Origin of the sequence: Gilliamella sp. Lep-s35, assembly GCF_009795845.1 — a bacterium.
In the GTDB taxonomy this organism is placed as follows: domain Bacteria; phylum Pseudomonadota; class Gammaproteobacteria; order Enterobacterales; family Orbaceae; genus Gilliamella.
This window is the reverse complement of the sequence record NZ_WTEX01000015.1, coordinates 15212-26395: the sequence shown is the minus strand read 5'-3', so window position 1 is coordinate 26395 and position 11184 is coordinate 15212. Positions and strand designations below refer to the sequence as shown.

The 11184-nt window shown below is 36.3% G+C and carries 10 protein-coding genes; 3 read left to right on the top strand and 7 right to left on the bottom strand.

The window, feature by feature from the left end:
• Positions 1-77 precede the first annotated feature (77 nt).
• The 7 genes from rpoB to pgk all read right to left on the bottom strand — a co-directional run bounded on the left by rpoB (position 78) and on the right by pgk (position 9142).
• Complete coding sequence (gene rpoB, locus GQ590_RS07930; RefSeq protein WP_160408072.1) at positions 78-4106, bottom strand: DNA-directed RNA polymerase subunit beta; 4029 nt, start codon at positions 4104-4106, stop codon at positions 78-80.
• A 245-nt stretch (positions 4107-4351) separates the two neighbouring features.
• Entirely contained in the window at positions 4352-4720 is a 369-nt protein-coding gene (gene rplL, locus GQ590_RS07925; protein WP_085247025.1) for a 50S ribosomal protein L7/L12, read from the bottom strand.
• A 58-nt stretch (positions 4721-4778) separates the two neighbouring features.
• Positions 4779-5276, bottom strand: coding sequence for a 50S ribosomal protein L10 (gene rplJ, locus GQ590_RS07920; protein ID WP_160408074.1), 498 nt, complete (start codon positions 5274-5276; stop codon positions 4779-4781).
• Between the two features lie 229 nt (positions 5277-5505).
• On the bottom strand, positions 5506-6207 hold the full coding sequence (rplA, locus tag GQ590_RS07915; protein WP_160408076.1) for a 50S ribosomal protein L1: 702 nt from the start codon (positions 6205-6207) through the stop codon (positions 5506-5508).
• 3 nt (positions 6208-6210) lie between these two features.
• The gene (gene rplK / locus GQ590_RS07910) at positions 6211-6639 is read right to left on the bottom strand and encodes a 50S ribosomal protein L11 (protein WP_034884321.1); all 429 of its coding nucleotides are present in this window, start codon (positions 6637-6639) and stop codon (positions 6211-6213) included.
• A 186-nt stretch (positions 6640-6825) separates the two neighbouring features.
• On the bottom strand, positions 6826-7905 hold the full coding sequence (gene fbaA / locus GQ590_RS07905; RefSeq protein ID WP_160408079.1) for a class II fructose-bisphosphate aldolase: 1080 nt from the start codon (positions 7903-7905) through the stop codon (positions 6826-6828).
• A 73-nt stretch (positions 7906-7978) separates the two neighbouring features.
• Positions 7979-9142 (bottom strand): phosphoglycerate kinase, encoded by a 1164-nt coding sequence (gene pgk, locus GQ590_RS07900; RefSeq protein ID WP_160408081.1) that lies wholly within the window; start codon positions 9140-9142, stop codon positions 7979-7981.
• A gap of 226 nt (positions 9143-9368) precedes the next feature.
• Between pgk and rpsT the strand changes: the two genes are divergently transcribed.
• The 3 genes from rpsT to GQ590_RS07885 all read left to right on the top strand — a co-directional run bounded on the left by rpsT (position 9369) and on the right by GQ590_RS07885 (position 11182).
• On the top strand, positions 9369-9632 hold the full coding sequence (rpsT, locus tag GQ590_RS07895; RefSeq protein ID WP_160408083.1) for a 30S ribosomal protein S20: 264 nt from the start codon (positions 9369-9371) through the stop codon (positions 9630-9632).
• A gap of 124 nt (positions 9633-9756) precedes the next feature.
• Positions 9757-10329 carry an SPOR domain-containing protein gene (locus tag GQ590_RS07890; RefSeq protein WP_160408086.1) on the top strand — a complete coding sequence of 191 codons (573 nt, stop codon included), beginning with the start codon at positions 9757-9759 and terminating at the stop codon, positions 10327-10329.
• A gap of 40 nt (positions 10330-10369) precedes the next feature.
• Positions 10370-11182, top strand: coding sequence for a virulence factor BrkB family protein (locus tag GQ590_RS07885; RefSeq protein ID WP_237397830.1), 813 nt, complete (start codon positions 10370-10372; stop codon positions 11180-11182).
• The last annotated feature ends 2 nt before the right edge of the window (positions 11183-11184 follow it).

The following is an 11184-nucleotide window of genomic DNA, read 5'->3' as shown; positions in this document are numbered from 1 at the left end:
GAGTTAAACCAATTAGATAACTTATTATTGCTAATAAGTTATCCCTATAAATAGAAATCATTTAAGTTAGTAAAAATTTACTCTTCATCTAACTCAATATTGATACCTAACGAACGAATTTCTTTTAATAATACATTAAATGATTCTGGTATCGCAGGTTCCATACGATGATCACCATCTACAATATTTTTATACATTTTAGTACGGCCATTCACATCATCTGATTTAACCGTTAACATTTCTTGTAAGGTATAAGCAGCACCATATGCTTCAAGTGCCCACACTTCCATCTCACCGAAACGTTGACCACCAAATTGAGCTTTACCACCCAATGGCTGTTGAGTAACCAAACTATATGAACCAGTAGAACGAGCATGCATTTTATCATCAACTAAGTGATTCAATTTAAGCATGTACATATAACCTACAGTAACTGGGCGTTCAAATTGTTCACCTGTACGACCGTCATATAGGGTAATTTGTCCAGATGTCGGTAAATCACCAAGTTCTAGTAGTGATTTAATTTCTTGCTCTTTAGCACCATCAAATACTGGCGTAGCAAGTGGCATACCATTACGTAAGTTTTGAGCTAAAGTCATGACCTCTTGATCTGTAAACTCAGCCACATTCACTTTTTGAGCAGCGCCTAAACCGAGATCATACGCTTTTTGAATGAAATCACGTAATTTAGCTAACTCTTGCTGTTCTTTTAGCATTGCATCGATCTTCTGACCAATACCTTTTGCCGCCATACCTAAGTGAGTTTCTAAAATCTGACCGATATTCATACGAGACGGAACACCAAGTGGATTCAATACGATATCAACTGGACGTCCTTTATCATCATATGGCATATCTTCAATTGGGTTGATTTTAGAGATAACCCCTTTGTTACCATGACGACCCGCCATCTTATCACCTGGCTGAATTTGACGTTTAACAGCTAAATAAACTTTCACAATTTTGAGCACACCAGGTTGTAAGTCATCACCTTGAGTGATCTTCATACGTTTAGCTTCTAGTTTTTTGTTAAACTCATCTTTGATTTCGTCGTATTGCTCAGCAAGCTGTTCTAGTTGAGCTTGTTTAGCTTCATTCGCAATACCTACTGTTAACCATTTTTCGCGAGGTAATGCATCTAATTTATCTGCTTTAATTCCGCCTGAAATTAATACATCACGGATACGAGCAAATAAAGCAGCTTCTAATATTTTTAGTTCTTCTGTTAAGTCTTTTCGCGCTTGTTTAAGCTGCATCTCTTCGATTTCTAGTGCACGTTTATCTTTTTGTACACCATCGCGAGTAAAGACTTGAACATCAATAACCGTACCTGAAACACCATTTGGAACACGCAGTGAAGTATCTTTAACATCAGAAGCTTTTTCACCAAAAATAGCACGTAGTAACTTTTCTTCTGGTGTTAGTTGAGTTTCACCTTTTGGTGTCACTTTACCAACCAAAATATCGCCACCTTTTACTTCAGCACCGATGTATACAATCCCTGACTCATCAAGTTTAGATAATGCTGCTTCGCCCACATTTGGAATATCTGCCGTAATTTCTTCTGCACCTAATTTTGTATCACGAGAAATACAAGATAACTCTTGAATATGAATCGAGGTAAAACGGTCGTCTTGTACCACTTTTTCAGAAACTAAAATAGAATCCTCAAAGTTATAGCCATTCCATGGCATAAATGCCACGCGCATGTTTTGACCTAATGCAAGTTCACCTAAATCAGTTGATGGACCATCTGCAAGTACATCACCACGTTCAACTTTTTCGCCTAATTCCACACATGGAATTTGATTGATACAGGTATTTTGGTTAGAACGGGTATATTTAGTTAAGTTATAAATATCAATCCCTGTTTCACCTGCATATATTTCATCAGCATTTACATTGACTACGATACGTGACGCATCAACATATTGAACAGTACCACCACGACGAGCAACGGCTGTTACACCTGAGTCAACCGCTACCGCACGTTCCATACCGGTACCAACAAATGGTTTTTCCGCTTTTAACGTCGGAACTGCTTGACGTTGCATGTTTGCACCCATCAAAGCACGGTTCGCATCGTCATGTTCCAAGAATGGAATTAATGACGCACCAACAGATACAATTTGTTGCGTTGATACGTCCATATAATGGACTTGTTCAGGACTATATAAACCCGACTCACCATTTAAACGACAAGTTACTAAATCTTCTTTAAAACGACCATTTTCATCAAGATTTGAGTTAGCCTGTGCAATGACAAATTCACTTTCATCAATCGCAGATAAGTAATTAATTTCATCAGTAACAACACCATCAATAACTCGGCGATATGGTGTTTCTAAGAAACCATATTCGTTAGTACGAGCATAAACAGCTAATGAGTTTATCAAACCAATGTTTGGACCTTCAGGTGTTTCAATTGGACATACACGACCATAATGGGTAGGATGTACGTCACGAACTTCAAATCCTGCTCGTTCACGAGTTAAACCGCCTGGACCTAATGCAGAAATACGACGTTTATGCGTAATTTCAGATAATGGATTGTTTTGATCCATAAACTGAGATAGCTGACTTGAACCAAAGAATTCACGAATCGCAGCCGAAATTGGTTTTGCATTAATCATATCTTGTGGCATGAGTGAATCAAGATCACCTAAAGAAAGGCGTTCTTTCACAGCACGTTCAACACGAACTAAACCAATACGGAATTGGTTTTCTGCCATTTCACCAACGCTACGGATACGACGATTACCTAAGTGATCAATATCATCGACCTCACCGTGACCATTACGAATAGCAATTAATTTCTTCATTACCTCAACGATATCATCTTTAGTTAAGACGCTTTCGCCTTCAATATCATCACGACCTAAAGAACGGTTAAACTTCATTCGACCAACTGCTGATAAATCATAACGTTCATCAGAGAAGAATAAGTTATCAAATAATGCTTCAGCTGCTTCTTTTGTTGGTGGCTCACCAGGACGCATCATACGATAAATTTCAACCAATGCACCTAATCGATCTCGCGTTGAATCAACATTCAATGTTTCAGAAATAAATGCACCATGATCTAAATCATTAGTGAATAATGTCTCTATTTTTTTATATCCAGCGTTAGATAATTCAACTAATAGTTCTAATGTGATTGGTGTATTGGCAAAAGCAATTACTTCACCAGTTTCTTCATTAATATAATTTTTAGCAAGAACTTTGTTAACAATATATTCAACAGGTACATCAATTTTACTAACTTTATCTTTTTCTAATTCACGAATATGACGAGCTGTAATACGACGGCCTTTTTCAGCATATATTTTACCTTTTGATTCAATATCAAATAATGCTGTATCACCACGTAAACGCTCAGGGACAAGATCCATCTTTAATTTAGATTTACCAATTTCAAAATTGGTTTTCTCAAAGAAAATATCTAAAATTTCTTCAGTTTCATAACCTAGCGCACGCAAAATAATTGTTGCAGGAAGCTTACGACGACGGTCAATTCGAGCAAAAAGATTATCTTTAGGATCAAATTCAAAATCAAGCCAAGAGCCACGATAAGGAATAATCCGAGCATTATATAAAACTTTCCCAGAAGAGTGCGTTTTACCTTTATCACTATCAAAGAACACACCAGGGCTACGGTGTAACTGTGAAACAATAACGCGCTCAGTACCATTGATTACAAATGTACCATTATCTGTCATTAAAGGAATTTCGCCCATGTAGACGTCTTGCTCTTTAATATCTTTTACGGTTCCTTCTGGTGCTTCTTTATCATAAATAACTAAACGTAATTTTACGCGCAATGGTGCTGAGTAAGTGATCCCTCTAATTTGACATTCTTTAACATCAAACACAGGTTCGCCCATTTTAAAGCTTACGTATTGTAACTCAGCGCTACCACTATAACTTTTTATCGGAAATATTGAACGAAAAGCGGCTTCTAAGCCATATTGACCTTCTGGATCTTGCTCAATAAATTTCTGGAACGAATCAAGTTGAATAGAAAGAAGATACGGTATATCCAAGACTTGTGGACGCTTACCAAAATTCTTACGAATTCGTTTTTTCTCGGTATAAGAGTAAACCATTAGTTCCTCAACTTGCTTATCTGCTATTTTAGCATGATTAAATATTCATCAGGGATACTATCGATAATTGATAACACCTGACACCTCATCGAAAATATCTATAAATATCAATTGATTAGGCTTAATAAATATACTATTTCTTTATTACTTTTTATTGATAATCTTCAAATAAAATTCTTTAACTTATTACAGCGCAAAAAGGCTGGAGGTAAAACCCCCAGCCATTTACTGTGTTGTCGATAAACTTATTTAAGTTCAACAACTGCACCTGACTCTTCAAGCGCCTTTTTAAGTTCTTCAGCATCAGCTTTACTAACGCCTTCTTTAACTGTCGCTGGAGCTGATTCAACAAGATCTTTCGCTTCTTTAAGACCAAGACCAGTTGCACCACGAACTGCTTTGATAACAGCTACTTTGTTAGCACCAACATCTTTTAAGATTACATCAAACTCAGTTTTTTCTTCCGCTGCTTCAGCCGGACCTGCTGCTGCAACTGCAACAGCTGCTGCTGCAGAAACACCAAATTTTTCTTCCATCATTGATACAAGTTCAACAACGTCCATAACAGACATTTCAGCAACTGCATCTAAAATTTGTTCTTTAGTGATAGACATAATATAGTTTCCTAAATTTACATTTTTTAATTAATAAAATTCACAACCAAACTGCCAATTAAGCAGCTTCTTTTTGATCGCGAACCGCTGCAAGAGTACGAACCAATTTGCCTGCTGCGGCTTCTTTCATGGTTGACATCAAGCGAGCTAATGCTTCTTCATATGTAGGCAATGTTGCTAAGCGATCAATGTTCGCTGCAGTAATCAACTCACCTTCAAAGGCTGCGGCTTTAATCTCAAATTTGTCATTTTCTTTAGCAAACGCTTTAAAAAGACGCGCTGCAGCACCAGGGTGCTCACTTGAAAATGCAATTAGAGTTGGACCAACAAACGTATCTTTTAAACACTCGTATTGAGTACCCTCAACAACACGGCGTAATAGCGTATTACGAACAACACGCATATAAACACCAGCTTCACGAGCAGATTTACGTAATGCAGTCATTTTTTCTACAGTAACGCCACGAGAATCCGCAACAACTGCAGATAGCGCACCTTTGGCGATTTCGTTAACTTCAGCAACAATTTCTTGTTTATTTTGAAGATTTAGTGCCATTGGTATTGCTCCTGGATTATACTAGGCTAAAGCCTAGACCTATTTTAACTAGCTACAAACGTAACTAGCACAACCACGATGAGCAGAAACCTTCTATTATATCTTATCAGGCTCTGTCACCGTCTACGTAGGAAAATTAAGCAGTCAAACTTCAACCACACCTACGGTCTTGGACGGGGTCTGGTTAAGGCCAGACACCAACCGATTTTTTTATTTAATTATGAAATAATTAAACAGTTGCATTCAATGTTGCTTGATCAATAGCAACACCAGCACCCATTGTAGTAGAAAGGCTAACTTTCTTAATAAATACACCTTTAGCAGATGCTGGTTTTGCACGTTTCAATGCAACTAGTAATGCTTCTAAATTTTCTTTAAGCTTATCTGCATCAAAGTCAGCTTTACCAATAGTAGTATGGATAATACCATTTTTATCATTACGGTAACGAATTTGACCAGCTTTAGCATTTTTTACAGCTTCAGCAACATTAGGAGTTACTGTACCAACTTTAGGGTTTGGCATTAAACCACGAGGCCCTAAGATTTGCCCTAATTGACCAACAACACGCATAGCGTCAGGCGATGCAATAACAACATCAAAATCCATTTCACCTTTTTTAATTTGATCAGCAAGGTCATCCATACCCACTAATTCAGCACCTGCTTCTTTAGCTGCTTGTGCATTTGCACCTTGGGTAAATACAGCCACGCGCACACTACGACCGGTACCATGTGGAAGTACAATTGCGCCACGAACGTTTTGATCTGATTTACGTGAATCAATACCTAAATTAACCGCAACATCGACGCTTTCAGTAAATTTAGCAGTAGCTAACTCTTTTAATAAAACGATCGCTTCGTTGATTTCATATTGTTTAGTTGCATTTACTTTTTCGCGGATAAGTTTAGCTTTTTTAGATAATTTAGCCATGAATTAACCCTCCACTTCCAAGCCCATTGAACGAGCAGTTCCTTCAATAGAACGCATCATCGTTTCAATGGTAGCACCATTCATATCTGCAGCTTTTAATTCAGCGATTTCGCGAATTTGAGCACTCGTTACTTTACCTACTTTTTTCTTATTAGGCTCACCAGAACCAGACTTAATTTTAGCCGCTTTCTTTAATAAAACAGCAGCCGGAGGCGTCTTAGTTACAAAAGTGAATGAACGATCAGAATACACTGTAATTACTACAGGAATCGGTAAACCTTTTTCCATGCTTTCTGTTTTAGCATTGAATGCTTTACAGAATTCCATGATATTAACACCATGTTGACCAAGAGCTGGACCAACTGGCGGACTAGGATTTGCTGCACCAGCTGCAACTTGCAACTTGATGTAAGCTTGTACTTTTTTTGCCATTTTAGTTTCCTTTGCTCGGGTGCAAACGCCTCTATTAATAATTATTATTAATAAATAGACAGCTCCCCTAAGTTAAATGAGGGCGAAATTATCCTATAATTCAATTAAAAACGCAAGGTTTATTTGAAATAGAAAAAATCAAAAGCAGAGCAACAACCCTGCTTTGAGTTTAATTAACTAAATAAATTAAAGAACGTTTACTGCATTAAGTTCTTTAAATGCTAGCTCTAAACGCTCAATTAATGAATCTTGCCCTTTACGTAACCATACGCGTGGATCATAGTATTTTTTATTTGGCGCATCAGCACCTTCAGGGTTACCTAATTGACCTTGTAGATATGCTTCATTTGCTTTGTAGTATTCTAAAATACCTGACCAGTTAGCCCATTGAGTATCTGTGTCAATATTCATTTTGATTACACCATAACTTACTGCTTCAGCAATTTCTTCTGGTGTTGAACCTGAACCACCATGGAATACAAAATTTAATGATTTAGCCGGTAAATTAAATTTTTCAGATACATATTTTTGTGAGTTATCTAAAATTTTTGGTGTTAACTTAACATTACCTGGTTTATAAACACCATGCACATTACCAAATGATGCAGCAATAGTAAAACGAGGACTAATAGCGCTTAAACGTTCATAAGCATAAGCCACATCTTCGGGTTGAGTATAAAGTGCTGAGCTGTCCATATGGCTGTTATCAACACCATCTTCTTCACCACCAGTACAACCTAACTCTAATTCTAATGTCATTTTCATTGCTGACATACGAGCAAGATATTGACAACAGATATCAATGTTATCTTTTAATGACTCTTCTGAAAGGTCAATCATATGAGATGAAAATAATGGCTTACCTGTTTTTGCAAAATGAGTTTCGCCTGCATCAAGTAATCCATCGACCCATGGAAGTAACTTTTTAGCACAGTGATCTGTGTGAACAATCACTGGAACGCCATATTTTTCAGCCATAAGATGAACATGTTTTGCGCCAGAAATCGCACCCAAGACAGCACATTCTTGGCCTTCTAATTTTAAGCCTTTGCCAGCAATAAATTGAGCACCACCATTAGAAAATTGAACAATTACAGGAGATCCTACTTTTGCAGCGGTTTCAATAACAGCATTAATTGTATTTGTATCAACACAGTTAACCGCAGGTATTGCAAAATTATTTTCACGAGCGATTTGAAATACTTTTTGAACATCATCACCAGTGACTACGCCAGGTTTAACAACATCAGAAATCTTAGTAACCATTTTATTACCTATAAATTTATTTATAAAAACTAAAGGATGAGCAATTGCCTCATCCTTTTACTGAATTTAAATACTACGCCTTTGCTCTAGCTTCTAACATCGCAACAGCAGGTAGTTTTTTACCTTCAACAAATTCAAGGAAAGCACCACCACCAGTTGAAATATAAGAAATTTTATCTTCAATACCAAATAGATCAATTGCAGCTAAGGTATCACCACCACCAGCAATTGAAAATCCTTCACTATCTGCAATTGCTTTAGCAACAATTTCAGTACCGCGACGGAAATTAGGAAATTCAAAAACACCGACTGGACCATTCCATAAAATGGTTTTAGCATTTTTGATAATATTTGCTAATACTTCTGCTGATTTATCACCTAAATCAAGAATTTGTTCATTTTCTTTAACATCTTGAACTGATTTCTCAGTCGCGGTTGCTGTTTCACTAAATTCAGTTGCCACACGTACATCAGTTGGAACTGGGATTTCACAATTAGCCATTAGTTTTTTAGCTTCAGGGATTAAATCAGCTTCATAAAGTGATTTACCCACATTATAGCCTTCTGCGGCAATAAAGGTGTTGGCAATACCACCACCGACAATAATTTGATCAGCAATTTTGGATAGAGAATCAAGTACAGTTAATTTTGTTGATACTTTAGAACCGGCAACGATAGCAACCATTGGGCGAGCAGGATTATCTAGAGCTTTACCTAATGCATCAAGCTCAGCGGCTAATAATGGACCTGCACAAGCAACTGGCGCAAATTTACCTGCACCATGAGTAGAAGCTTGGGCTCGGTGAGCAGTACCAAACGCATCCATCACATAGATATCACAAAGTGCTGCATATTTTTTTGATAAAGCTTCATCATCTTTACCTTCACCAACATTAAAGCGGACATTTTCAAGAACTACTAATTCACCTTCTTTAACATCCACACCATCAAGGTAATCTTTTACTAAACGGACAGGGAATGATACATGTTCTTTTAAGTAATCAACGACAGGTTGCAATGAAAACTCAGGATTATATTCCCCTTCTGTTGGGCGACCAATATGTGAAGTAACCATTACTTTAGCGCCTTTTTTGATGGCTTCTTCAATAGTAGGTAATGATGCTTTAATACGCGCATCCGAAGTAACCTTACCATTTTTTACTGGCACATTAAGATCTGAGCGAATAAATAAGCGCTTTCCTTTTAAATCAAGATCTTGCATTCTAATAATAGACATGATACTTCCTCTTATAAAATAATAAAATATAGAAAAACTTTTATCATTGTAACATAAAAAATTTTTTTAGGTTATAACCTTTATCGGTTAATTAATAAACAGTTATCATAAATGTAAAATGATGGCTCATATTTTTTATACAACAGCATTGACAAGAGAAATAAAATCAGGCATATTCTGCCACCTTATTAATATGTAATTTTTATCTAAAACTTGGGAGTTGACTTTGGCTAATATCAAATCAGCTAAAAAACGTGCTGTTCAATCCGAAAAACGCCGTAAACATAATGCTAGCAAGCGTTCAATGATGCGTACTTATATCAAAAAAGTTTACGCTGCTGTTGCAGTTGGCGATAAACAAACAGCTGAAGTAGCATTCAAAGACATGCAAACAGTTGTTGACCGTCAAGCGGCTCGTGGCTTAATTCATAAAAATAAAGCTGCGCGTCATAAAGCAAATTTAATAAAACAAATCAAAGCATTAGGTTGATAGCTTTATTTGTTAACTGTTAAGTATTATAGTTGAAGAAAGTGATAAAAAGTGGTGTAAACCACTTTTTTTATTTATATACTAACTATTTATGTAATGTTAATAAAATTGAAGAGAGTCTATCGTGGTTCAGCGTGATTATGTTAGAAAGAAGAGCCAATCAAAAAAAAGTAAGTCACGAAACAAGCCTAATTTAATGGTATTTTTGGCGATTATTTTGATTGTTTTATTTTCCGCAATTCTCTATTTTGTTACAAATAATGCTCCTAAAAAAAGCGTTGCACAACAAAAAGCAAAAACCCAACCTCCAGTAATAACTTTACCAGAACAGCCACAAGAGCGTTGGACATATCTTAAAGAATTAGAAACACCTAATGTAAACTACGGTTCAACATCAAACTCAATTGCTAAAGAAAGACAACAAATTTTAGATAGTTTTGTCAATAATGCTCGTGCCACTACCTCTTCATCACAACCAACGATTACCAAGTGGCTATTGCAGTGTGGCGCATTCAAAGATAAATCGAATGCTGATACACTAAAAGCTAAGCTTGCAATGACAGGCATTAGCGGTAATATATCATCAGGACAACTATATAAGGTCACCGTAGGTCCATATGAAAGTAAAGAAGAAGCAAGTAAGGTATTAAACTCATTAAATAGTAATGGGATTAATAGCTGTGTTATTTCTAACTAAAAACAAGACAATGAAATCAGTGAAGCAAATACAAATCTTTATGAAAATGTTATGGGATCGTATAAACCAAGATCGCTTAACAACCTCTGCCGCGGGGCTAGCTTATACGACAATACTGGCTCTAGTGCCTCTTATTACAGTTATTTTTTCTTTATTGTCTGCCTTTCCTATGTTTGAAGAAGTTAGTGATTCATTGAAGCAAATGATTTATAACAATCTTGTCCCTACAGCTAGTGATACAATCCAAAATTATCTAGAACAATTTATAACCAATACTAAAAAGATGACTTTTTTTGGTGTAATTGGTTTAATTGTTACCTCACTATTACTTATTAACTCGATTAATACGACACTTAATCATATTTGGAAAACCCAAAAAAAACGCTCTTTTATGTACAACCTAACCATATACTGGACAATATTAACCTTAGGTCCTATCTTAATGGGTGCAAGCGTAGCAGTGAGTTCATACATATTCTCGCTAAAATGGTTTTCAGCAGCAACAACAAATACGATTTTGCTTAGTAGCCTACCGTTTTTTATTTCTATATTTGGATTTTGGTTACTTTATAGCATTATTCCGACTGAATCAGTACCGTTAAAAGAGTCGATGATTGGGGCATTTGTTGCTGCAATATTATTTGAATTAGGTAAACGCACGTTTGCATTATATGTGACTTCGTTTCCGACATATCAGCTTATTTACGGAGTAGTATCCTCCATTCCTATCATGTTAGTTTGGATCTACTTTTCTTGGTGCATTGTTTTATTCGGAGCTGAATTTGCAGCAACGTTAACTGACTATAACCGAAAAAAAAAGCTCATTATTAATAATCCTCCTTTATCAGAGTAATA